Below are 22,485 nucleotides of genomic sequence, written 5' to 3' on the forward strand. Positions count from 1 at the left end.
CCTGGGGTTTATCATCCGCATTGGCGGTAGTGAACGAGGAGTGGAGTGGTGAGTCGGACGGGCCCTGGCGCCTCGACACTTAGCTTATGCAATGCTAACTTCAGGCGGGTTAGGTTAGGGGAGGCTACACAAATGGAGAGGCGTGGCCGTGGAACTCGGTGACACCGGCGTGCTCGCCGCTCAGCCCGTCAATGCCCGGGTGGAAGCGCGGGTCGACGGTGACGTCGTCAGCCGGTTCGCGACGTGCTGCCGCGCGCTCGGTCTCTCGGTCTACCAGCGTCAGCGCCCGGCCGACCTGGCCGCCGCCCGCTCCGGATTCACCGCGCTGACCCGCATCGCCCACGACCAGTGCGACGCCTGGACCGGCCTGGCTGCCGCCGGCGATACGTCCCTGCGGGTGCTGGAGGCGGTCTCGCACACCGTGACGACGGCCGGCACGCTGCAGCGCAAGGTGGACCTGGCGCCCGGCGCGTTGGGCTTCCGCTATGACACCGGCCTATATCTGCAGTTCCGCGCCGTCACCCCCGACGACTTCCACCTCGCCTACGCGGCGGCCCTGGGCACGGCCGGCCGGTTCGCCGACGCCGACCGGATCGTCACCGGCCTGACCACGCGGCGCCCGGACTGGCGCGAAGCCCGTTGGGTCGCCGTCGTCATCAACTACCGCGCGGAGCGGTGGTCGGACGTCGTCAAGTTACTGACGCCGGTCGTCAACCACGCCGACCTCGACGAGGCCTTCTCGCACGCGGCCAGGATCGCGCTGGGCACCGCCCTGGCGCAGCTGGGCATGTTCGCCCCGGCGCTGTCCTACCTCGAGGAACCCGAGGGTCCCGTCGCGGTGGCGGCGGTCGACGGGGCGCTGGCCAAGGCGCTCGTGCTGCGCGCGCACGTCGACGAGGATTCGGCGAGCGAAGTGTTGCAGGACCTGTACGCGGCCCATCCGGAAAACGAACAGATCGAGCAGGCCCTGTCCGACACCAGCTTCGGGATCGTCACCACCACCGCGGCCCGGATCGAGGCGCGCACCGACCCCTGGGACCCGGACACCGAGCCCAGCGCCGAGGACTTCGTGGACCCCGCGGCCCACGAACGCAAGTCCGTGCTGCTGCACGAGGCCGAACTCCAGCTCGCCGAATTCATCGGGCTGGACGAGGTCAAGAACCAGGTGTCGCGGCTGAAGAGCTCGGTGGCCATGGAACTCGTGCGCAAGCAGCGCGGGCTGGCCGTCGCGCAGCGCGCCCACCACCTGGTCTTCGCCGGGCCGCCCGGCACCGGTAAGACCACCATCGCCCGGGTGGTCGCCAAGATCTATTGCGGCCTTGGGCTGTTGAAGCGGGAGAACATCCGGGAGGTGCACCGCGCCGACCTGATCGGCCAGCACATCGGCGAGACCGAGGCCAAGACCAACGCGATCATCGACAGCGCCCTGGACGGGGTGCTGTTCCTCGACGAGGCCTACGCCTTGGTCGCCACGGGCGCCAAGAACGACTTCGGACTGGTCGCCATCGACACCCTGCTGGCGCGGATGGAGAACGACCGCGACCGGCTGGTGGTCATCATCGCCGGGTACCGCGCCGACCTCGACAAGTTCCTGGACACCAACGAGGGCCTGCGGTCCCGGTTCACCCGCAACATCGACTTCCCTTCCTACGCACCGTCGGAGCTCGTCGAGATCGCGACCAAGATGGCCGAGCAGCGCGACAGCGTCTTCGAACGCGCCGCGCTCGACCACATGGAGGCGCTGTTCACCAAGCTCGCCACGGAGTCGACGCCGGACGCCAACGGAATTTCGCGGCGCAACCTCGACATCGCCGGCAACGGTCGCTTCGTTCGCAACATCGTCGAACGCTCGGAGGAAGAACGCGAATTCCGGCTCGACCACTCGGACCACGCGGGGACCGGGGAATTCAGTGACGAGGAGCTGATGACCATCACCGACCAGGACGTCGAGAACTCGGTGGAGCCGTTGTTGCGCGGCCTCGGCCTGTCGGTGCCGGCATGACGAATCCCGAATCGGACGACCGGCGTTCGTTCGCCTCGCGTACCCCGGTCAACGACAATCCCGACCAGGTCGAATATCGGCGCGGCTTCGTCACCCGCCACCAGGTCAGCGGCTGGCGATTCGTGATGCGGCGCATCGCCTCCGGCATCGCCCTGCACGACACCCGGATGCTCGTCGACCCGCTGCGCACCCAGTCGCGCGCGGTGCTGATGGGCGTGGTCCTGCTGGCAACCGGCCTGGCGGGCTGCTTCGTGTTCTCGCTGATCCGGCCCAACGGGACGGTGGGAACCAACGCCGTGCTCGCCGACCGGTCGACCGCCGCCCTGTACGTGCGGGTCGGCGACCAGCTGCACCCCGTGCTCAACCTGACCTCGGCCCGGCTGATCGTCGGGAAGCCCGTCAACCCCGCCACGGTGAAAAGCACTGAGCTGGACCGGTTTCCGCGCGGAAATCTGATCGGCATTCCGGGCGCGCCGGAGCGCATGGTGCAAAACACCACGCGCGACGCGAACTGGACCGTGTGCGACGGCATCGGCGGGACGGCGCACGCCGTGCACAGCACCGGAGTCACCGTGATCGCCGGCCGCCCCGACAGCAGCGGCGCGCGGGCGGCCAAGCTCGACGCCAAACAGGCGATTCTGGTGGACTTCCCGACCGACAAGGGCAACGGCACCTGGCTGCTGTGGGACGGCAGGCGCAGCCAGATCAACCTGGCCGACCACGCCGTCACCAACGCGCTCGGCCTCGGGCTGAACAACTCGGAGATCCCCGCGCCCCGGCCCATCGCGCTGGGATTGTTCAACGCCGTCCCCGAGGCGCCGCCGCTGGCGGCGCCGGCCATCCCCAACGCCGGCGCCCCGGCGGGCTTCAGCGTGCCCGCCCCGATCGGCGCGGTCGTGGTTTCCTATGCGCTGGACCAGAACTCGGCGGGCGCGGCGCGCTATTACGCGGTGCTGCCCGACGGTCTGCAGCCCATCTCACCGGTGCTCGCGGCGATCCTGCGCAACACCAACTCCTATGGCCTGGACCAACCGCCGCGGCTGGGCGCCGACGCCGTGGCCAAGCTGCCGGTTTCGCGGATGCTGGACACCTCGCGCTATCCCGACCAGCAGGTCACCGTCGTGGACGCGGCCAAAGACCCCGTCACGTGCGCGTACTGGAGCAAGCCCGCGGGCGCCGCCACCAGCTCGCTGAGCCTGATGTCCGGTTCGGCGCTGCCGGTGCCCGAGTCGATCCGCACCGTCGACCTGGTCGGCGCCTCCCCGGCTACCGCCACCCGCGTCGCCCTGGCCCCGGGCACCGGGTACTTCGCCCAGACCGTCACCGGCGGCGCCGGCGCGCCCGGCACCGGGTCGTTGTTCTGGGTGTCGGACACCGGGGTCCGTTACGGTATCGACAACGAGGCGGAGAGTTCGGCCGCCGGGCGCGGCAAAACCGTTGAGGCCCTTGGCCTGAGCGAGCCGGCGGTGCCCGCCCCGTGGTCGGTGCTGTCGCTGTTCGCCAGTGGCCCCACGCTGTCGCGCGCCGACGCGCTGCTCGCGCACGACGGGCTGGCGCCCGACACCAAGCCCGGCCGCGTGGCATCAGCAGAGGGAGCGCCCCGATGAGCCGACTCATCTTCGAAGCCCGCCGCCGGCTGGCGCCGCCGGTCACCCGCAAGGGCACCATCACCATCGAGGCGCCGCCCGAGCTGCCGCGGGTGATCCCGCCGTCGTTCCTGCGCCGGGCGATGCCCTACGTGCTGGTGATCCTGATCGTCGGCATGGTCGTCGCGCTGTTCGCCACCGGGATGCGGCTGATCTCCCCGCAGACGCTGTTCTTCCCGTTCGTGTTGCTGCTGGCCGCCACCGCGATGTATCGCGGCAACGACAGCAAGACGCGCACGGAGGAGGTCGACGCCGAACGCGCCGACTACCTGCGCTACCTGTCGGTGGTGCGCGACAACATCCGCACCCAGGCCGCCCAGCAGCGCGCCGCCGCCGAATGGTCGCACCCCGAGCCGACGACCCTGGCGAGCGTGCCCGGCTCGCGCCGGCAGTGGGAGCGGGACCCGCACGACCCGGACTTCCTGGTGGTGCGGGCCGGCCGCCACCAGGTTCCACTGAGCACGGCGCTGCGGGTCAACGACACCGCCGACGAGATCGACCTGGAGCCGGTGTCGCACAGCGCATTGCGCAGCCTGCTCGACACCCACCGCATCGTTCGCGACGTGCCGACCGGAATCGACCTGACCAAGGTCTCGCGGATCAGCGTGGTGGGCGAGGCCGAGGACGCGCGGGCGGCGATGCGCGCGTGGATCGCCCAGGCGGTGACGTGGCACGACCCGACGGTGCTGGGGGTGGCGCTGGTCGCCCGCGACCTGGAGAGCCCCGACTGGTCCTGGCTGAAATGGCTTCCGCACACCGACGTTCCGGGCGAGTTCGACGGTGTCGGACCGGCCCGCTTGCTGACAACCAACCCCGACGAACTGGTCCTGCTGCTGGGCCCCGCGTTCGTCGACCGCCCGGCGTTCACCGGCGAGCCCGCCGACACGCTGCGCCACCTGCTGATCGTCGTCGACGACCCCGACTTCGACCCGAGCACCTCGGCGCTGGCGCTGGGACGGGCGGGCGTCACCGTAGTGCACCGTAGCGCGACACCGCCGCATCGCGAGCAGTATTCGGACCCGGAGAGGCCGATCCTGCGCATCATCGGCGAGGGCAGCGAAGCGGGGGCCCTGGTGCGCTGGCAGACCGGGGGCTGGCAGCCCTACATCGACGAGGCCGACCGGCTGGGCGCCGACGACGCCGCCCACCTGGCGCGCCAATTGGCGCGCTGGGACTCCAACCCGACCCACACCGGTCTGCGCTCGGCGGCCACCCGCGGCGCCACCTTCACCACGCTGCTGGGCATTCCCGACGCCTCGCGGCTGGACGTCCCCACGCTCTGGGCGCCGCGGCGCCGCGAGGACGAGCTGCGCGTACCCATCGGCGTCACCGCGACCGGTGAGCCGCTGTTCTTCGACCTCAAGGACGAGGCGGAGGGCGGGATGGGCCCGCACGGGCTGATGATCGGTATGACGGGCTCCGGGAAGTCGCAGACCCTGATGTCGATCCTGTTGTCGCTGTTGACAACTCATTCGGCGGACCGGCTGATCGTGATCTACGCAGACTTCAAGGGTGAGGCCGGCGCCGACAGCTTCCGCCACTTCCCGCAGGTCGTCGCCGTGATCTCCAACATGGCCGAGAAGAAATCGCTCGCCGACCGGTTCGCCGACACGCTGCGCGGGGAGGTGGCCCGTCGCGAGACGTTGCTGCGTGAGGCCGGCCGCCGCGTCCAGGGCAGCGCGTTCAACTCGGTGGTCGAATACGAGGCTGCCGTCGCGGCCGGACACGACCTGCCGCCCATTCCGACGCTGTTCGTGGTCGCCGACGAATTCACCCTGATGCTGGCCGACCACCCCGAATACGCGGAGTTGTTCGACTACGTTGCGCGCAAGGGCCGCTCGTTCCGCATCCACATCCTGTTCGCGTCGCAGACGCTGGACGTGGGCAAGATCAAGGACATCGACAAGAACACCTCCTACCGCATCGGGCTGAAGGTGGCCAGCCCCAGCGTGTCCCGCCAGATCATCGGGGTGGAGGACGCCTACCACATCGAATCGGGCAAGGAGCACAAGGGCGTGGGCTTTCTGGTGCCCGCCCCGGGCGCGGCCCCGATCAAATTCCGCAGCACGTACGTCGATGGCATCTACGAGCCGCCGCGGCAGGCGAAGTCCTTTGTGGTGCATGCCGCCCCGGAGCCCAAGCTGTTCACGGCCGAGCGCGTCGAGCCGGATCAGGACACGGTGATCTCGACCGCCGACGACCAGGAGCTCACCGGGCCGCCACGCAAGCTGATCGCCACCATCGGTGACCAGCTGGCGCGGTACGGACCGCGGGCACCACAGCTGTGGCTGCCGCCGCTGGACGAGCCGATCCCGCTGACCGCGGCGCTGGCGCGCGCCGGGGTGCCGCAGCGCCAGTGGCAGTGGCCGCTGGGCGAGATCGACAAACCCTTCGAAATGCGCCGCGACCCACTGATGTTCGACGCCAATTCGTCGGCCGGGAACATGGTGATCCACGGCGGCCCCAAGTCCGGCAAATCGACCGCGTTGCAGACATTCATCCTGTCGGCGGCCAGCCTGCACTCGCCGCGCGACGTCACGTTCTACTGCCTGGACTACGGCGGCGGCAAGCTGCGGGCGCTGGAAGACCTGGCGCACGTCGGCAGCGTCGCCTCCGCGCTGGAACCCGAGCGCATCCGGCGCACCTTCGGCGAGCTGGAGCAGCTGCTGCTGTCCCGGCAGCGGCGCGAGGTGTTCCGCGACCGGCACGGCGCCGCCCCCGATGACGGCTACGGCGAGGTGTTCCTGGTGATCGATAACCTGTACGCGTTCGGCCGGGATAACACCGACCAGTTCAACACCCGAAATCCGTTGTTGGCCAAGGTGACCGAGCTGGTCAATGTCGGGCTTGCCTACGGCATCCACGTCGTCATCACGACGCCGAGTTGGCTCGAGGTGCCGCTGGCGATGCGCGACGGCCTCGGGCTGCGGCTCGAGCTCAAGCTGCACGATCCGCGGGACAGCAATGTGCGGCTCGTCGGCGCGCTGCGGCGCCCCGCCGAAGCGGTGCCGCACGACCAGCCGGGCCGCGGGTTGACCATGGCCGCCGAGCACTTCCTGTTCGCGGCGCCGGAGCTCGAGCAGGTGGCCGCGCTCAACGCGCGCTACCCGGGCATGGCCGCACCGCCCGTCCGGCTGCTGCCGACCAACCTGGCTCCCGAGGCGGTCGGCGCGATCTATCGCGGGCCCGAGCAGGTGGTGATCGGCCAGCGCGAGGAGGACCTCGCGCCCGTCGTCGTCAACTTCGCCGACGAGCCGCTGCTGATGGTGTTCGGCGACAGCAAGTCCGGCAAGACCACGTTGCTGCGCCACATCATTCGCACCATCCGCGAGAACTCCACGCCCGATCAGGTCGCCTTCACCGTGCTGGATCGACGGCTGCACCTGGTCGACGAGCCGCTGTTCCCCGACAACGAATACGCCGCCAACATCGACCGCGTCATCCCGGCGATGCTGGGCCTGGCCAGCATCATCGAATCCCGGCGTCCCCCGGCCGGGCTGTCGCCCGGCGAGCTGGCCCGCTGGACGTACGCGGGCCACACCCACTACCTGATCATCGACGACGTCGACCAGATACCGGATACCCCGGCGATGAGCGGCCCCTACGTCGGGCAGCGGCCGTGGAGCCCGCTGATCGGAATCCTGTCGCAGGCGGCCGATTTGGGGCTGCGGGTGATCGTCACGGCGCGGGCCACCGGATCCGGGCACGCCCTGATGACCAATCCGTTGCTGCGCCGCTTCAACGACTTGCAGGCCACCGCGCTGATGCTGGCGGGCAATCCGCAGGACAGCGGCAAGATCCGGGGTCAGCGGTTCGGCCGGCTGCCGGCCGGGCGGGCGATCTTGTTGGGCGACAGCGATAGTCCGACCTACGTGCAGTTGGTCAACCCGTTGGTGGGTGAGGCCGCGATGTCCGGTGAAACGCAACAGTAAGGGGAGAGTCATGACGTTGCGAGTGGTTCCCGAGGGCCTGGCGGCGACCAGCGCCGCGGTGGAGGCGCTGACGGCGCGGCTGGCGGCCGCGCATGCGGCGGCCGCCCCGGCCATCACCGCGGTGGTGCCGCCGGCGGTGGATCCGGTGTCGCTGCAGACGGCCATCGGGTTCAGCGCGCAGGGCCAGGAGCACGCCGCGGTCGCCGCCCAAGGGGTCGAAGAGCTCGGCCGCGCCGGCGTGGGCGTCGGCGAGGCCGGCGCCAGCTATCTCGCCGGGGACGCTTCGGCCGCCGCGACGTATGGGTTCACGGGCGCCTGACCATGACGTCCCCCGTTGTGCCCGTCTGGATGGCCTCGCCGCCCGAGGTGCATTCGACGCTGCTGAGCGCCGGTCCCGGACCGGGACCGCTGTTGGCCGCCGCCGGCGCGTGGAGCTCGCTGAGCGCTGAATACGCCACGGCGGCAGCCGAACTCACGGGGATGGTGGGGGAGACGCAGGCCGGGGCGTGGGAGGGGCCGACGTCGGAGCAGTACGCGGCCGCGCACGCGCCTTACCTGGCGTGGCTGCAGCAGGCCAGCGCCGACAGCGCGGGCGTGGCCGCGCAGCACGAGGTCGCGGCGGCGGCCTACACCGCCGCCCTGACCGCCATGCCCACGCTGGGGGAACTGGCCGCCAATCACACCATCCACGGGGTGTTGGTGGCGACGAACTTCTTTGGGATCAACACGATCCCGATCGCGCTCAACGAGGCCGACTACGCGCGGATGTGGGTCCAGGCCGCGACCGTGATGGGCGCCTATCAGGCCACCTCGGGCGCGGCGCTCGCCGCCGCCCCCCGCAGCGCCCCGGCGCCGTCCATCGTGCGGCCGGGCGGCGAGGCCAACGACGCCGCGGTCAACACCCTGCAAAGCTCGTCCAACCCGATCTCGGATTTCTTCCAGCAGCTGTCCAAGTTCCTGCAGGACTTCTTCTCGAACATTCAGCAGGTGCTGCAAAACTTCTTCTCGAACCTGCCCGCCTTCCTGGCCGCCAACGGCCCGCTGCTGTTCTTCGTCGCCTACCAGGTGTTCTTCAACGCCGTCGGCTGGCCGACCTGGGGCGCGATCCTGACCGCACCCTTCCTCATCCCGCTGCTGCTGGGCATCGGCCTGAGTTCGTTGCTCAGCGCGCCCGCCGAGATCGCGCCGGTCGCCGCGGCGCCCGCCGCTACGCCGCTGGTCACCTCGACCAGGCCGGCGTCGATGCTGCCGGCGGTCGCGCTGGCCCCCACGGTGGCGACTCCCGCCGGGGCTCCGGCCACTTCGGTCGCCGCGGGTTCCGGTGCGGCTCCCGCCCCGGCCCCGGCGCCCGCGCCGAGCACTCTGGCCTACCTGGTCGCCTACGGCGGTGACCCCGAAACCGGTGTCGGCCCGACGCTGGGTGGGCGTGGTGGCGCCAAGGCGCCCGCGGCGACCATCCCCGCGGCCGGCGCGGCGGCGGCCAGCCGGGCCGAGGCGCGGGCGCGGCGGCGGAAGCGGGCGGCGATGCGCGACCACGCCGACGAATTCGCCGACATGGATGCCGACTTCGACGTTCCTCCCGACTACGGCGACGAGGAGTGGCCGGCCGTGGCGGCGTCCGGCGCGGGGGCCGGAACGCTGGGCTTCGCCGGCACCGCGCGCAAAGAGCGCGCCTTCCGGGCGGCCGGACTGACCAAGCTGACCGACGGCGAGTTCGGTGGCGGCCCGAGGATGCCGATGATGCCGGGCACCTGGGACCACGACGCCGACCAGGACCCGGCACGCCCGACCGAGCCGAGGGAAGGGGGGTAAGGCGGTCGGCACGATGCCGGCAGTCAGCGAAATCCCACGGGACCGAAAAGAAAGGAAGCACCATGAGCATGTTGGACGCTCATATTCCGCAGTTGGTGGCCTCGCAATCGGCGTTCAGCGCCAAGGCGGCGCTGATGCGCAGCACCATCAGCCAGGCCGAGCAGGAAGCGATGTCGGCGCAGGCCTTCCACCAGGGCGAGGCGTCGGCCGCGTTCCAGGCCGCGCACGCCCGCTTCGTCGAGGCCGCCGCGCGGGTCAACACCCTGCTGGACATCGCGCAGGCCAACCTCGGCGACGCCGCGGGCACCTACGTGGCCGCCGACGCCGCGGCAGCCTCCGGTTACACCGCCTTCTGACCCCAGCCGCCACCAACCGCGAAAGGACTTGTCATGTCCCAGATCATGTACAACTACCCGGCGATGTTGAGCCACGCCGCGGACATGTCGGGCTACGCCGGCACGTTGCAGGGGCTCGGATCGGACATCGCCAGCGAGCAGGCGACCCTGTCGAACGCCTGGCAGGGCGACACCGGTATGACCTACCAGGTGTGGCAGGCCCAGTGGAACCAGGCGATGGACAGCCTGGTGCGTGCCTACCAGGCCATGGCCAGCACCCACGAGGCCAACACCATGTCCATGCTCGCCCGCGACCAGGCCGAAGCCGCCAAATGGGGCGGTTAGTCCTCCTCAGATGAACGCTGAGCCCAACGCCGTCGAGCTGACGGTCGACCACGCGTGGTTCATCGCGGAAACCATTGGGGCGGGCAGCTTCCCGTGGGTGCTGGCGATCACCTCGCCGTACAGCGATGCCGCGCAACGCCAGGCGTTCCTGGAACGCCAGCAGGCCGAGCTGACCCAGCTGGGTCTGGTATCGGAGGGCGGGGCGATCAACCCGGCGGTGGCCGACTGGATCAGAGCGGTCTGCTTCCCCGACCGGTGGCTCGACCTGCGTTACGTGGGCCCCGCCAAGGACGGCGGCGCCGGGGAGTTGCTGCGCGGCATCGTCGCGCAGCGCCCCGCCGTCACCGCCAAGACGGTGGTGGCGCTGCGCAGCGCGCAGCTGATCACGTTCACCGCCATGGACATCGACGACCCGCGTGCGCTGGTTCCGGTCTTGGGCGTCGGGCTGGCGCAACGCCCGCCGGCTTCCTTCGACGAGTTCACCATGCCCGCGCGGGTCGGGGCGCGGGCCGACGAGCGGCTGCGTTCGGGCGCCTCGCTCGCCGAAGTCGTTGATTACCTGGGCATCCCGCAGTCAGCGCGACGGGTGGTGGAGTCGGTGTTCACCGGTCCGCGCAGCTACGTCGAGATCGTCGCCGGCTGCCGCCGCGACGGCCGGCACGCCACCACCGAGGTGGGGATGAGCATCGTCGACGCGGCGGCGGGGCGGATCCTGGTCACCCCGTCGCGCGCATTCGACGGCGAGTGGGTGTCGACCTTCGCCCCCGGCACACCGTTTGCGATCGCCGTCGCGATCGAACAGCTGACCGCGTTACTGCCGGAGTCCGAATGGTTCTCCGGCCACCGGTTGGCCCGGGACTTCACCCCCCAACACGCATAACCGCCACCCAACAAGAGACCCGAATCCACGAGAGAAGAGAGCAACGATGTTTCAGGTATGGCCCCAGCGTCCTTCGGGGGACCGGTGACGTCCGGCGCCGTCATGCCGATCGTCCGCGTGGCGATCCTCGCGGACAGCAGGCTGACGGAGATGGCGTTGCCCGCCGAGTTGCCGCTGCGGGAGATCCTCCCCGCGGTCCAGCGGCTCGTCATTCCGGTGGAGCCGAACGGCGAGTCCGACGGCACCTCCCGGGGCGCCGCCGACCTCGGCGCCGCGACACAGCTGAGCCTGGCGCCGATCGGTGGGGCGCCGTTCAGCCTGGACGCCAGCCTGGACACCGTCGGCGTCGTCGACGGTGACCTGCTGGCGCTGCAACCGGTGCCGGTGGGCCAGGCGGCCCCGGGCATCGTCGAGGACATCGCGGACGCGGCCATGATCTTCTCGACCTCCCGGCTGAGGCCCTGGGGCGCAACGCATATCGGGCGCGCGGCGCTGGCCGCGGCGATCGCGGTCGCGTTCCTGGCGACCGGGCTCGCGGCCACCTACCGCGTCGCCACCGGCGCGCTCGCCGGGCTCGTCGCGGTCAGCGCCGTCGCCGCGGTGACCGCGATCGTCGGCCTGCTGGTCGCCGCCCGCTCACCGCGCACCGGGACGGTGTGCTCGGTCGCCGCGCTGGTGCCCATAGGCGCCGCGCTGGCATTGGCGGTGCCGGGACGCTTCGGCCCGGCGCACATCATGCTCGCCGCGGCCGGCGTCACCGCGTGGTCGCTGATCGCCCTGATGGTGCCCGGCGCCGAACGTGAACGCATCGTCGGGCTCTTCACCACGACCGCGGTGGTGGGCGCCGGCGTGACGCTGGCCGCGGGTGCCGTGCTGCTCTGGCACCTGAGCCCGCTCGCGATCGGTTGCGGCCTGATCGTGGCGGCGCTGCTGGTCACCATCGAGGCGGCCCAGCTCTCGGCGCTGTGGGCGCGTTTCCCGCTGCCGGTCATCCCGGCGCCCGGCGACCCCACCCCGTCGGCCCCGTCGTTGCGGGTGCTCGAGGATCTGCCGCGGCGGGTGCGGATCAGCGACGCCCATCAGAGCGGATTCATCGCTGCCGCAGTGCTGCTCAGCGTCATGGGGTCGATGGCGATCGCGCTGCGCCCCGAGGCGCTCGCCGGCGTGGGCTGGTACGTGGTGGGCGCCACGGCGGCGACGTCCGTCCTGCGCGCCCGGGTGTGGGACTCGGCCGCCTGTAAGGCGTGGCTGCTCGCGCAGCCCTACCTGACCGCGGGCGTCCTGCTGGGGCTCTACACCGCGACCGGGCGCTACGCCGCCGCCCTGGGCGCCGTGCTGGTGCTCGTCGCGCTGACCTCGGTGTGGATCGTGGTTGCCCTCAACCCGCGCATCGCCGAGCCGGAGAGCTATTCGCTTCCGCTGCGCCGGCTGACGGGCTTCGTGGCGGCCGGGCTCGACGCGTCGCTCATCCCCGTCATGGCCTACCTGGTCGGCATCTTCGCTTGGATACTCAATCGATGATTCGGTCCGGATCAGCCTGTCTCACAGCGGCTTTAGCGGCCATGCTGTGGACGTGCCCGGCGGCCATGGCGATCGAGGCGCCGAAGGTCGATCCGGGTGTCCAGCCGCCCAGCGGCGCCGCCGGCCCCGTGCAGCCGATGGAGCAACGCGGCCCGTGCAGCGTCGCCGGGGTCATCCCCGGCAGCGACCCCGCGGCCGTCACGCCCAGCCAGGCGACGCTGAATCTGCCCGGGGCATGGCAATTCTCGCGCGGTGACGGCCAGCTGGTGGCGGTGCTCGACACCGGGGTGAGGCCGGGCCCGCGGCTGCCCAACGTCGATCCGGGCGGCGACTTCGTCGAGACGACCGACGGCCTGACGGATTGCGACGGCCACGGCACCCTGGTCGCCGGCCTGATCGCGGGCCAGCCCGGAGATGACGGTTTTGCCGGCGTGGCGCCGGCGGCGCGGGTGGTGTCGATCAGGACGACGTCGGCCAAGTTCTCGCCGCGCACGCCCGGCGGCGACCCGCTGATGGCGCGCGCCTCCTCCGACGTCACGACGCTGGGCCGGGCGATCGTGCACGCGGCCGACCTCGGCGCGCGGGTGATCGACATCTCCACGCTCACTTGCCTGCCCGCCGACCGGCCCGTGGATCAGGCGGCGCTGGGGGCGGCGATCCGCTACGCGGCGGTCGACAAGGACGCGGTGATCGTGGCCGCCGCCGGCAACACCGGACCGACCGGGTCGGTCGCCGGCGGAACGTCCTGCGAGTCCAACCCGCTCACCGACCTGAGCCGCCCGGACGATCCGCGCAACTGGGCCGGCGTCACCTCGATGTCCATCCCGTCGATGTGGCAGCCGTACGTGCTGTCGGTGGCCTCCCTGACACCGGACGGCCAGCCGTCGAAATTCACCATGGCCGGCCCGTGGGTGGGCATCGCCGCGCCCGGCGAACGCATCGTGTCGATCGGCAACGGCGACGGCGGCGGCCTGGCCAACGGGCTGCCCGACGAACACCAGCAACAGGTTGCGCTCACCGGCACCAGCTACGCGGCCGGCTACGTGGCCGGCGTCGCGGCTCTGGTCCGCAGCAAGTACCCCGACCTCAACGCCGCGCAGGTGGTGCATCGCCTCACCGCGACCGCGCACAACGGCGCGAGGGCGCCGTCCAATGTCGTCGGCGCCGGCAGCGTGGATCCGGTGGCGGCCCTGACCTGGCAGCTGCCCGCGGGCAACCAGCCTGCCGGCGCGCCGGTCAAGCCGGTCGCCGTCCCGCCGGCACCCGCACCCCAGGACACCACCCCGCGGACCGTCGCGCTGGCCGGAACCGCCGCGCTGGCCGTGCTTGTCGCGGCCGCGGGCGCCGTCGCCGCCACCCGCCGTCGAAAGGACCCCACCCCGTGAGCCTGCTGCGCTGGATACCCACCCCCGGACCCGGCCGGATCACCCTGGCGCTGCTGGCGATCGTGCCCGCGGTGATGGCCTACCCCTGGCGATCGCCGCGCGACTACTGGCTGCTCGGCATCGCAGCGGCCGTGGTGCTCGTGCTCTTCGGCTGCTGGCGCGGCTTGTATGTCACCACGCTGCTGCGCCGCCGGCTGGCGATCCTGGGCCGCGGCGAGCGGGCCGCCCCCGAATCCGCCACCGCGACAACGGCTCTGCTGCGGGTCGGGGCGCCGGGCGCGGACCCCGGCGTGCTGCCGCTGCTGGCCCGCTACCTGGACCGGTACGGCATCCGCGCGGACAAGATCCGGATCACCAGCCGCGACAATGCAGCCGATGCGTCCAGGCGCGAGACGTGGATCGGGATCACCATCTCGGCCACCGACAACCTGGCCGCGTTGCGGGCGCGCTCGGAACGCATCCCGTTGCGCGAGACCGCGCAGGTGGTGGCGCGCCGGCTGGCCGACCACCTGCGCGAGCTCGGCTGGGACGTCACCAGCGTCGCGCCCGACGACGTCCCGCGGTTGCTCACCTCCAACGCCCGCGAGCGGTGGTCCGCGGTGCAACGCGGCGCCTCGGATTACCTTGCGGCATACCAGATCCAGGTGGACGGTGGGTTGGCGGAGACGCTCGAGGCGATTCGCGCGCATCCGGCGCGCGAGACGTGCGCGGCGCTGGAGATCGCCGGCGACGGGACCCGCCTCACCGTCGCCGCCGCGTGCGCCTTCTTGACCGACACGCCGCCGGAACGGACCGCGCCGCCCGCCGGCCTGACCGCGCAGCGCGGCAACCAGCGGCCGGCGCTTCAGGCGCTGGACCTGCTGTCCACCCGGCGGCTCGACGGGCACGTCGACGCCCCGGCTGGCTTGCTGGCGGAGCTGGACTGGACGGCCGTGGTGGGCGCGGCCCCGGTGCCCGAGACCGCTAGAACATGACGTTCTGCAGGAACGCGGTCATCCGCCGCAGATAGTCCAGCTGGCTCACGTGCAGCACGTGGCTGCCCGGAAACCAGTGCAGCGCACAACGATCCCAGTGCTCCCAGAGTTTGACGGCGTGCTCCGGCGGTGCCATCCGGTCGCCGAGCCCGGTGATGATCATCCGCCGCCGGTGTTCCAGCAGCGGCCGATAGCTCAGCGGGCAATGGTAGGACAACCCGTCCGATAACTCGGCACGGCTGATCTGGGCCAGGCGCAACCCCAACCGCACGAGTCTGTTGGCCGGGAACCATTCGTCGAACAACGTCGCCGGGGTGACGACGGGACAGTTCGGGATGACGGCCGCGAGCCGGTCGTCGACCGAGGCCACCAGCGCGGAGGTGTAGCCGCCCAGCGAAATGCCGGTCAGCGCGATACGGTCGACCCCGGTTCCGCGCAGATAGTCGATGATCGACCGGAAGTCGTGCACCGCCTGCGCCATCGCCTCGGCGAAACCGCTCAGGCCGCCGGCGAAATAGCCGAAACCGCTGAAGGGTGAGAACCTTTCGGCGCGCTTGCCGTGAAACGGCAAGGTGTACATCAAGACGTCGTAGCCGGACCGGTAGTACCACGGCAGCGCGAAGAATCGCCCGTTGGCCAGGTACGACGACCCCATGAAGCCGTGGATGACGCACAGCGTGGGGCGGGGCCCGTCATCGTGGCGCCAGTGCTGCGCGCGTACGACGTTGTTCGACCGCCACGCGCTCCACCGTTCGCGCAGCGCGGGGTTGACGGCGGTGAAGCTGCTTTCGAACGCGATGTTGTGCACCGTGCCGCCCGCGACCCACTCGGTCAGCGGGCTCGCGGGCCGCGACGACACCCGCGGCGGTCCGGTCGGCGCGGGAAACGACTTCACCGGGTCGCCCTGCGCCCCCAGCCCGGCGTAGAACTCCAGGTTGGCGCGCTCGGCGCGGGCATCGGCGTGCCGCAGGGAGGCGGCGAGCACGGCCGGCGCCACGGTCGCGGTGAGCAGTGACGACACCCAGGTGCGCAGGGCGAGGTCGCCGATGGCCGAACCCTCGACTACCATCCGCTGGCGGGGGGACAACGCGGAATTCGGGGGCAATCCGTCCACGTCGATTCCGACGTCCGCACCTTGCAGGGCATCGGGAATGTCCGGAACGGGGATGGGCGGATCAATCGAACTGTCGGGCGCCACGAACGCCGATGCTAACCGGCCGGCGCGGTTCCCGGGGCCACTTGGGCGGCGCGGGGGCGGCATGCGGTAATACGGTTGGTCTGTTCCGCCGACCGCCGACGGCGCATCGATCAGGAGGACCGACATGTGGGATCCCGATGTCTACCTGGCCTTTGCGGATCATCGCAACCGGCCCTTCTACGATCTGCTGTCCCGGGTGGGTGCCGAGCGGGCCCGGCGGGTCGTCGATCTCGGTTGCGGGCCCGGCCACCTGACCAAGTACCTGTCCCGGCGCTGGCCGGACGCGGTGATCGAGGCCGTGGACACCTCGCCGGAGATGGTCGCCGCCGCCAAGGAACGCGGCATCGACGCCGTCATCGGCGACTTGCGGGACTGGAAGCCCAAGCCCGACACCGACGTCGTGGTCAGCAACGCCGCCCTGCACTGGGTGCCCGAGCACGCCGAGCTGCTCGTCCGCTGGGCGGATGAACTGCAAGCCGGATCGTGGATCGCCGTCCAGATCCCGGGCAATTTCGAGACGCCGTCACACGCCACGGTGCGCACGCTGGCCCGGCGGGAGCCCTACGCAAAAGTGATGCGCGACATACCGTTTCGCGTCGGTGCGGTGGTGCAGCCGCCGATCCACTACGCCAACCTGTTGCTGGACGCCGGGTGCAGGGTCGACGTCTGGGAGACCACCTACCTGCACCAGCTGACCGGTGACAACCCGGTGCTGGAGTGGATCACCGGGACGGCCCTGGTTCCGGTGCGCGAGCGGCTGAGCGCCGAAGACTGGGAGCGGTTCCGGGCGGAACTCATCCCGCTGCTGGACGACGCCTACCCGCCCCGGGCCGACGGCACCACGATCTTCCCGTTCCGCCGGGTGTTCATCGTCGCCGAGGTGGGCGGCTCGCGGCGCTCGACGGGCTAACCGCTCGCCTGTCCCTCGACGCCCCGGTCGGCCGCGATCGCCGACCGGGCGCTCGGGTTCGACCGGTGAATGTGCAGGTACGTCTCGGTGTAACGCGCCGCGATGCGGGTGCCGGCGAACTCCGACGGGATGACGTCGCCCGTGCGCCGCCGCCAATCATGAAGCCGCACAGCCAAATCGGCGGCGACCTCGTCGGCGTGCGCGTCGACACCGGCCAGCAGGTTGGTGGTCTCGGTCGGGTCGGCGCGCAGGTCGTAGAGCTCGCGTCTCGGGCGCGGGCCGGTGATGAACGGCGCCACGGCGTGCCCGGACGGGCTTTCCTCGATATCCAACGGCAGGTCGAGCAGGGCCCGGGCCGCGTAGTTCTCGATGTAGCTGTAGTCCTTGGTGCGGATCGCGCGGATGGGATCGAACGAGTCGTGATAGGTCTTCGTCGCGTAGACGTGGTCCCGCACCGGCGCCGCGTCCGGGTCGGGCTCCAGGAGGGCGCTCGCGTGCGAGACCCCGTCCACGTCCGGGGGAACCTCGAGACCCAGCAGGCCCAGCAGCGTCGGAAGCAGGTCCACACCGCTGAACAGTTCGTCGTAGACCCGCGGGGTCACGGCCCGGCCGCCGGGGGGCCGGATGATCATGCCGATGCCGGTTCCCGCGTCGTAGAGCGTGGATTTGGCCCGGGGGAACGCCGGGCCGTGATCGGTGAAGAACACCACCCAGGTGGTGGCGTCCAATCCGGTTTCGGCCAGCGTGTCCAGCAACCGGCCCACGGCGGCATCGGCCGTCGCGATCGACCCGTAGAAGCTGGCGAGGTCGTCGCGCACCTCGGGGGTGTCGGGCAGGTAATCGGGGGGGTCGACCCGCGCGCCGTCCGCCGGCTGGTAGCGGTCCCTCGGGTAGGGCCGGTGCGTCTCGAAGAACCCGGCGGTCAGCAGGAACGGCTGGCCCGCGAGGTTCTCGGTGCTGCCGCGCAGCCAGTCGGAGGCCCGCTCCACCACGTACTCGCAGTACGAGTTCGACACGTCGAACTCGTCGAAGCCCAGCCGCTGCGGATGGGACGTCTCGTGCTGCATCCCGAAAAGCGCCGAATACCAACCCGCGTCGGTCAGTATCTCGGGGAGGGTGCGCACGCCACTGCGGTATTCCCAGCCGTGGTGCGCAAGCCCGATCAGGCCGTTGCTCTGCGGGTAACGCCCGGTGAACAGCGATCCGCGCGAGGGCGAGCACAGCGGCGCCGTGGCGTGCGCCCGGGTGAACAGGATGCCCTCGGCGGCAAGGCGGTCCAGCCGGGGGCTGCTGACGTCGGGGCGGCCGTAGACGCCGAGATAACGCCCCAGGTCGTGCCAGTGCACGATCAGCACGTTGTTTTTGCGGCCCGCTGCTTCGCCCGGCGCCAATTCCGTCACCTCCCACTTGCCCCGCGACGGGCGACGATACCGCAGCTAGCTGTCGGCAGTCCGGGTGTGCTGAGTCCAGCGGTTCTCGCAGACGAACTCCGACAGCGGGCGGGCGACGGCCCAACCGTCCAGCTCCAGCGCCGGGCGATCGGGGAATTCGGGCACCGGACCCAGGCACAGGATGGCCACCGGCTCCGCCCCGGCGGGCATCTCGAGCAGCGCCGCCAACCGGTGCGGATCGAACAGCGAAACCCAGCCCATGCCAAGGCCTTCCGAGCGGGCCGCCAGCCACAGATTCTGAATCGCGCACGACACCGACGCGAGATCCATCTGCGGTAGCGTCCGCCGGCCGAATACATGCTTCTCGCGATCGTCGCCCAGCGCCACCACCAGCAGTTCGGCGCACTCGAGGATGCCTTCGACTTTCAGGGCAAGAAACTCCTCGCCCCGCGCGCCGAGCGCCGCGGCGGTGCGGGGTCGCTCTTCGTCGACGAGCGCATGGATGCGCCGCCGCAGTGAGTCATCGGTGATCCGGATGAACCGCCACGGCTGCATCAGGCCGACGCTGGGCGCCGCATGGGCGGCCTGCAGCAGGCGTGCCAGCACGTCCTCGCCCACCACGCCGCCGGGGACGAAGCGGCGCATGTCCCGCCGCTCCGAGATCACCCGATAGACGGCCCGCCGTTCCTGCGGGCTGAAGGCCTCGTCGCTCACGGGAGTCATCGTAGGAAATCCGCGTTAGCGTGAACCGTGTCCGCGACGCGGACCGGCCGAACACCCGAGAAAGGAGTGTTCCGTGAAGCGTTTCGACCTTCTCGACCAGCTGCCCACCGACCCCGCCGCCGGCCGGGTCTATGGCGAGCCCTATCAGACACCGGACGGCACCACCGTGATCCCCGTCGTCAAACCGCTCGGCGTCTTCGTCATCCGCAACGGCGAGGCGTCCTGGGAGGCTGCGATCGACGCGAATCGGATCGCGCTGATCGGGGTGATCACCGGCCTGCTGGCGGCGGTGATCGGCAGCCTCGCGGTGCTGCGGCAGCCGCCCTGGCCGCGGATGACGATCACGGGCTATAGGTGACGCCGACCGCGCGGAAGACGTACTCCGCCGGCATGTCGAACGCCAACGAGTGCCGCGGCAGGCGGCCGAGCACGTCGGCCGGAATGGCGACCTTGTAGTGCAGCGTCAGTTCGCCGCTGAACTTCGGGTCCACCCGTGCCACGTCGAGGTCGACCCGCAAACCGGTCGACGAAATCTCGACCCGCGCCGCGCCGGTCCCCGGCGCATCCCAGCGGACGTCGACGGTCGGGCCGGCCAGCCTGGGCAACATCGACAGCGTGGCCAGCACCCGCTCCTCGGTGAACACCAGCGAACCCGTGTAGCTGGCGACGCTGTGCGGCAATCGCACGCCGGGGATGGCGCCGCGGAATCGCCGCAGCACCGCGACGAAGTCGGCGTGGTAGATCAGGCCTTCCGCCTGGACCTGCGCGTACACGTCGTCGGGCAGCTTGCCGATGCCGAACAACCTACGGACGAATACGGCCATGACGCCAGTATGGACCGGGCCCGGTGACCGCCTGGTCAGGCCGCCCGATCCTGGCCGGTGCGGGGCTGGTATCGGTGGGGTCATGACCCGACCCCGGACCCGTCCGGCCGTGTGCATCGCCCTGGCCGCGGCGCTGGTCTACGCGCTGATGTGGGTGGGATATGCCCAGGACTGGCACTGGCAGCAGCGCATGGATTGGTCGCTGCTGGACGGCGCGCGGGACGCCGCGGTCAACCACCCGTTCTGGGTGCGTTTCTGGGCTGACGTCTCCTTCGCGCTGGGCCCGGTCCCGTTGCGGGTGCTGGGCGCGGTGGCGGCACTGGCCGCCCTGGTCATGCGCCGGGTGCGGGCGGCGCTGCTGCTGTTGGCCTGCGCGCCGCTGAGCGGACTGGTGACCGTTGCGGCCAAGGCGCTGGCGGACCGGCCGCGGCCGTCGACCATGCTGGTGGCCGCCGCCGAGACCTCCTTTCCGTCCGGGCATGCGCTGGAAGTGACGGCCGCGCTGTGCGCGGGGTTGTCGCTGGCGTTGCCGGCGATGAGCCGGCTGCCGCGCCGCGTCGCGGTGTCGGCGGTGGCGCTGAGCGTGCTGGCGGCCGGGGCCTCCCGGGTGGCGCTGAACGTGCACTACCCGTCCGACGTGTTGGCCGGATGGTCGCTGGGCTACCTGTATTTCCTGTTGTGCGTCATGGTCATTCGCCCCGCCGGCGCGGAGCGCTCCCGAAATCGGTGGGACGCGGACGATTTGGTCACGGCGCGGTGACCTAACCGGGTCTAAAGCTTTACTTGACCTTGGGCTGTGCGGGTTTGACGATTGAGGTCATGCGCCGACTGCTCGCTTTGCTGTCCGCTTCGGCGTGCGCGTTTTTCGCGTCCCTGGCGTTCGCGCCGATGAGTGCCGCCGCGGGCGCCCCCTGGTTCGCCAACGCCGTCGGCAATGCCACGCAGGTGGTTTCGGTGATGAGCACCGGCGGGTCGAACGCAACGATGGACATCTATCAGCGCTCGGCCGCCGGCTGGCAGGCGCTGCGGACCGGCATTCCCACGCACGTCGGCTCGGCGGGCATGGCGCCGCAGGCCAAGAGCGGGGTGCCGGCCACCCCGATGGGTGTCTACACCCTGGACTCCGCGTTCGGCACCGCTCCGAATCCCGGTACGGGACTGCCGTATACGCAGGTGGGGCCCAACCACTGGTGGAGCGGCGACGACCACAGCCCCACCTTCAACTCCATGCAGGTGTGTCAGAAGGCGCAGTGCCCGTTCAACACCGCCGAAAGCGAGAATCTGCAGATCCCGCAGTACAAGCACGCGGTCGTGATGGGCGTCAACAAGAACAAGACCCCCGGCGGGGGTGCGGCGTTCTTCTTCCACACCACCGACGGCAAGCCCACCGAGGGGTGTGTCGCGGTCGACGACGCTCAGCTGGTGTCGATCATGAAATGGCTGCGGCCCGGCGCCGTGATCGCCATCACCCAGTAACGCGTCAGTCGACGCCCGCAATGGCACGGCCGGGCTTGAGCGTGAAGTTCAGGCCCTCCAAAGACATTGTGGCGTCGTAGGTTCGGTCGTAGCCGGTGCCGCTGATCTTCCAGCCGCCGTCGGTGCGCCGGTATTGGTCCTTGTAGAACGCCGCACCGATCAGCATGAAATTGAGGTCGGCGACGATGACCCGGTCCTGCAGATACCAACTGCCGGTGGCGGTGTCGCCGCTGACGACGATGTCGGGGTGGGTCACCCGGTGTTCGGTGATGACGTTGGCGGGCAGCGACGTGCGCATGTACTCCACCAGGTCGTCGCGGTTGGTGAAGTGCAACTCGTTGCCGATGGACGGTCCGTAGTCGGCCTTGATGTCCTCGGCGAGCGTGTCGGCGAAGTCGTCCCAGTGCTTGGTGTCCAGCGCGCGCAAATACCGGTACTTCACCTGCTTGATGGCTTCGATGTCGGCGAGATCGTGAGGGGTCATCAGGTCATTGCAGCACACGGGTGACCATGTCGATCAGCGCGCGTCGCTCCAGGCTCCAGTCGATCGCCGTGCCGGTGACCATCTGCGCCAGCACCACACCGCGCAGCGTGGCCCAGATAACCTCGGCCACACCGGCATTCGCCGGATCGTCGGTGATGAGGAGCCCCAGCTGCCCGATAGCGGCGTTCATCTCCAGCAGATGACGCCGCGGCGACTCGCCCGGGCCGCCGCGGGTGGCCCGCAGGATCTCGAACGCCGCCATCGACGTCGGACTGCTGTAGCAGCTCCACGCGGTGTCGACGACCACCTCGATGCGCGTCCGCAGCGGCAGCTCGCGGACATCGGCGGACGACAGGCTCTCGATCAGCCGGTCCACCCCGTCGTCCACGACGGCCATCAGCAGGCCGTTGCGATCGCCGAAGTGATACTGGATGACCCCCCACGTCACGCCCGCGCGTTCGGCCACATGCTTGGCGGTGGCCGCGGCGAAGCCTTCCTCGGTGATGCAGCGGACCGTCTCGTCGATGATCCGCGCGCGGGTGTCGTCGCCGCGCTTGCGCGGCGCGCTGGTGCGCCGGGTGGGGCCGGCCGGGCCTCCGGCGCTTTGAGCTGCGGCAATAGACATTGTTGACTTTATAACATAGCCG

Annotated in this window: 21 protein-coding genes; 15 read left to right on the plus strand and 6 right to left on the minus strand. The window is 70.6% G+C overall.

The window, feature by feature from the left end:
* The first annotated feature begins 148 nt into the window (after nucleotides 1-148).
* The 11 genes from eccA to eccE all read left to right on the plus strand — a co-directional run bounded on the left by eccA (nucleotide 149) and on the right by eccE (nucleotide 14,832).
* Nucleotides 149-2,002, plus strand: a complete 1,854-nt coding sequence (gene eccA, locus G6N51_RS20970; protein ID WP_083176356.1) for a type VII secretion AAA-ATPase EccA — start codon at nucleotides 149-151, stop codon at nucleotides 2,000-2,002.
* Complete coding sequence (eccB, locus tag G6N51_RS20975; protein ID WP_083176344.1) at nucleotides 1,999-3,609, plus strand: type VII secretion protein EccB; 1,611 nt, start codon at nucleotides 1,999-2,001, stop codon at nucleotides 3,607-3,609. The genes eccA and eccB overlap by 4 nt, the downstream gene beginning before the upstream one ends.
* A complete protein-coding gene (gene eccCa / locus G6N51_RS20980) occupies nucleotides 3,606-7,580 on the plus strand; it encodes a type VII secretion protein EccCa (RefSeq protein ID WP_083176342.1) in 3,975 nt (1,324 codons plus the stop codon). Before eccB ends, eccCa begins: the two co-directional genes overlap by 4 nt.
* A 10-nt stretch (nucleotides 7,581-7,590) precedes the next feature.
* The gene (locus tag G6N51_RS20985) at nucleotides 7,591-7,899 is read left to right on the plus strand and encodes a PE family protein (protein ID WP_083176340.1); all 309 of its coding nucleotides are present in this window, start codon (nucleotides 7,591-7,593) and stop codon (nucleotides 7,897-7,899) included.
* Between the two features lie 2 nt (nucleotides 7,900-7,901).
* A complete protein-coding gene (locus G6N51_RS20990) occupies nucleotides 7,902-9,392 on the plus strand; it encodes a PPE family protein (protein ID WP_174814334.1) in 1,491 nt (496 codons plus the stop codon).
* Between the two features lie 62 nt (nucleotides 9,393-9,454).
* Nucleotides 9,455-9,748 carry a type VII secretion system protein EsxG gene (esxG, locus tag G6N51_RS20995; protein ID WP_083176304.1) on the plus strand — a complete coding sequence of 98 codons (294 nt, stop codon included), beginning with the start codon at nucleotides 9,455-9,457 and terminating at the stop codon, nucleotides 9,746-9,748.
* Between the two features lie 33 nt (nucleotides 9,749-9,781).
* A complete protein-coding gene (locus G6N51_RS21000) occupies nucleotides 9,782-10,072 on the plus strand; it encodes a WXG100 family type VII secretion target (protein ID WP_083176306.1) in 291 nt (96 codons plus the stop codon).
* Nucleotides 10,073-10,082: 10 nt separating this feature from the next.
* Entirely contained in the window at nucleotides 10,083-10,952 is an 870-nt protein-coding gene (locus tag G6N51_RS21005; protein ID WP_083176308.1) for an ESX secretion-associated protein EspG, read from the plus strand.
* 57 nt (nucleotides 10,953-11,009) lie between these two features.
* Nucleotides 11,010-12,473, plus strand: coding sequence for a type VII secretion integral membrane protein EccD (gene eccD / locus G6N51_RS21010; protein WP_142275267.1), 1,464 nt, complete (start codon nucleotides 11,010-11,012; stop codon nucleotides 12,471-12,473).
* Nucleotides 12,470-13,858: a type VII secretion-associated serine protease mycosin gene (mycP, locus tag G6N51_RS21015; RefSeq protein ID WP_083176310.1), complete on the plus strand. Its 1,389-nt coding sequence runs from the start codon at nucleotides 12,470-12,472 to the stop codon at nucleotides 13,856-13,858. The genes eccD and mycP overlap by 4 nt, the downstream gene beginning before the upstream one ends.
* Nucleotides 13,855-14,832, plus strand: coding sequence for a type VII secretion protein EccE (gene eccE, locus G6N51_RS21020; RefSeq protein WP_083176312.1), 978 nt, complete (start codon nucleotides 13,855-13,857; stop codon nucleotides 14,830-14,832). The genes mycP and eccE overlap by 4 nt, the downstream gene beginning before the upstream one ends.
* On the opposite strand, the gene G6N51_RS21025 is transcribed toward eccE, so the two are convergent.
* Nucleotides 14,822-16,030, minus strand: coding sequence for an alpha/beta hydrolase family protein (locus G6N51_RS21025; RefSeq protein ID WP_083176338.1), 1,209 nt, complete (start codon nucleotides 16,028-16,030; stop codon nucleotides 14,822-14,824). The two genes, eccE and G6N51_RS21025, sit on opposite strands and share 11 nt — an antisense overlap.
* A gap of 124 nt (nucleotides 16,031-16,154) precedes the next feature.
* Here G6N51_RS21025 and G6N51_RS21030 point away from each other — a divergent pair, with 124 nt between their 5' ends.
* Complete coding sequence (locus G6N51_RS21030; RefSeq protein WP_083176314.1) at nucleotides 16,155-16,940, plus strand: trans-aconitate 2-methyltransferase; 786 nt, start codon at nucleotides 16,155-16,157, stop codon at nucleotides 16,938-16,940.
* Here G6N51_RS21030 and G6N51_RS21035 read toward each other — a convergent pair.
* Complete coding sequence (locus tag G6N51_RS21035) at nucleotides 16,937-18,340, minus strand: sulfatase family protein (protein WP_083176316.1); 1,404 nt, start codon at nucleotides 18,338-18,340, stop codon at nucleotides 16,937-16,939. The genes G6N51_RS21030 and G6N51_RS21035 overlap by 4 nt on opposite strands.
* 36 nt (nucleotides 18,341-18,376) lie before the next feature.
* The gene (bluB, locus tag G6N51_RS21040) at nucleotides 18,377-19,054 is read right to left on the minus strand and encodes a 5,6-dimethylbenzimidazole synthase (RefSeq protein WP_083176318.1); all 678 of its coding nucleotides are present in this window, start codon (nucleotides 19,052-19,054) and stop codon (nucleotides 18,377-18,379) included.
* Nucleotides 19,055-19,127: 73 nt separating this feature from the next.
* Here bluB and G6N51_RS21045 point away from each other — a divergent pair, with 73 nt between their 5' ends.
* Nucleotides 19,128-19,412 (plus strand): hypothetical protein, encoded by a 285-nt coding sequence (locus G6N51_RS21045; protein WP_083176320.1) that lies wholly within the window; start codon nucleotides 19,128-19,130, stop codon nucleotides 19,410-19,412.
* Here the strand turns inward: G6N51_RS21045 and G6N51_RS21050 are convergent.
* The gene (locus G6N51_RS21050; protein ID WP_083176322.1) at nucleotides 19,396-19,878 is read right to left on the minus strand and encodes a hypothetical protein; all 483 of its coding nucleotides are present in this window, start codon (nucleotides 19,876-19,878) and stop codon (nucleotides 19,396-19,398) included. The genes G6N51_RS21045 and G6N51_RS21050 overlap by 17 nt on opposite strands.
* 82 nt (nucleotides 19,879-19,960) lie before the next feature.
* Here G6N51_RS21050 and G6N51_RS21055 point away from each other — a divergent pair, with 82 nt between their 5' ends.
* Nucleotides 19,961-20,638, plus strand: a complete 678-nt coding sequence (locus G6N51_RS21055; protein WP_083176324.1) for a phosphatase PAP2 family protein — start codon at nucleotides 19,961-19,963, stop codon at nucleotides 20,636-20,638.
* 59 nt (nucleotides 20,639-20,697) lie between these two features.
* On the plus strand, nucleotides 20,698-21,354 hold the full coding sequence (locus G6N51_RS21060; RefSeq protein WP_083176326.1) for a L,D-transpeptidase family protein: 657 nt from the start codon (nucleotides 20,698-20,700) through the stop codon (nucleotides 21,352-21,354).
* Nucleotides 21,355-21,358: 4 nt separating this feature from the next.
* On the opposite strand, the gene G6N51_RS21065 is transcribed toward G6N51_RS21060, so the two are convergent.
* Nucleotides 21,359-21,856, minus strand: a complete 498-nt coding sequence (locus tag G6N51_RS21065; RefSeq protein ID WP_083176328.1) for a nuclear transport factor 2 family protein — start codon at nucleotides 21,854-21,856, stop codon at nucleotides 21,359-21,361.
* Nucleotides 21,843-22,463 carry a TetR/AcrR family transcriptional regulator gene (locus tag G6N51_RS21070; protein WP_083176330.1) on the minus strand — a complete coding sequence of 207 codons (621 nt, stop codon included), beginning with the start codon at nucleotides 22,461-22,463 and terminating at the stop codon, nucleotides 21,843-21,845. The genes G6N51_RS21065 and G6N51_RS21070 overlap by 14 nt, the downstream gene beginning before the upstream one ends.
* Nucleotides 22,464-22,485 lie beyond the last annotated feature (22 nt).

Source organism: Mycobacterium paraseoulense, from assembly GCF_010731655.1.
GTDB classification, from domain to species: Bacteria; Actinomycetota; Actinomycetes; order Mycobacteriales; family Mycobacteriaceae; genus Mycobacterium; species Mycobacterium paraseoulense.

Coding starts and splice junctions, on each gene's coding strand:
- G6N51_RS21030 (WP_083176314.1), top strand. CDS start 16,155: ATGTGGGATCCCGATGTCTACCTGGCCTTTGCGGATCATCGCAACCGG.
- G6N51_RS21005 (WP_083176308.1), top strand. CDS start 10,083: ATGAACGCTGAGCCCAACGCCGTCGAGCTGACGGTCGACCACGCGTGG.
- eccB (WP_083176344.1), top strand. CDS start 1,999: ATGACGAATCCCGAATCGGACGACCGGCGTTCGTTCGCCTCGCGTACC.
- G6N51_RS21050 (WP_083176322.1), bottom strand. CDS start 19,878: ATGGCCGTATTCGTCCGTAGGTTGTTCGGCATCGGCAAGCTGCCCGAC.
- mycP (WP_083176310.1), top strand. CDS start 12,470: ATGATTCGGTCCGGATCAGCCTGTCTCACAGCGGCTTTAGCGGCCATG.
- G6N51_RS20990 (WP_174814334.1), top strand. CDS start 7,902: ATGACGTCCCCCGTTGTGCCCGTCTGGATGGCCTCGCCGCCCGAGGTG.
- G6N51_RS21000 (WP_083176306.1), top strand. CDS start 9,782: ATGTCCCAGATCATGTACAACTACCCGGCGATGTTGAGCCACGCCGCG.
- G6N51_RS21070 (WP_083176330.1), bottom strand. CDS start 22,463: ATGTCTATTGCCGCAGCTCAAAGCGCCGGAGGCCCGGCCGGCCCCACC.
- eccD (WP_142275267.1), top strand. CDS start 11,010: ATGGCCCCAGCGTCCTTCGGGGGACCGGTGACGTCCGGCGCCGTCATG.
- G6N51_RS21060 (WP_083176326.1), top strand. CDS start 20,698: ATGCGCCGACTGCTCGCTTTGCTGTCCGCTTCGGCGTGCGCGTTTTTC.
- esxG (WP_083176304.1), top strand. CDS start 9,455: ATGAGCATGTTGGACGCTCATATTCCGCAGTTGGTGGCCTCGCAATCG.
- eccCa (WP_083176342.1), top strand. CDS start 3,606: ATGAGCCGACTCATCTTCGAAGCCCGCCGCCGGCTGGCGCCGCCGGTC.
- G6N51_RS21055 (WP_083176324.1), top strand. CDS start 19,961: ATGACCCGACCCCGGACCCGTCCGGCCGTGTGCATCGCCCTGGCCGCG.
- G6N51_RS20985 (WP_083176340.1), top strand. CDS start 7,591: ATGACGTTGCGAGTGGTTCCCGAGGGCCTGGCGGCGACCAGCGCCGCG.
- bluB (WP_083176318.1), bottom strand. CDS start 19,054: ATGACTCCCGTGAGCGACGAGGCCTTCAGCCCGCAGGAACGGCGGGCC.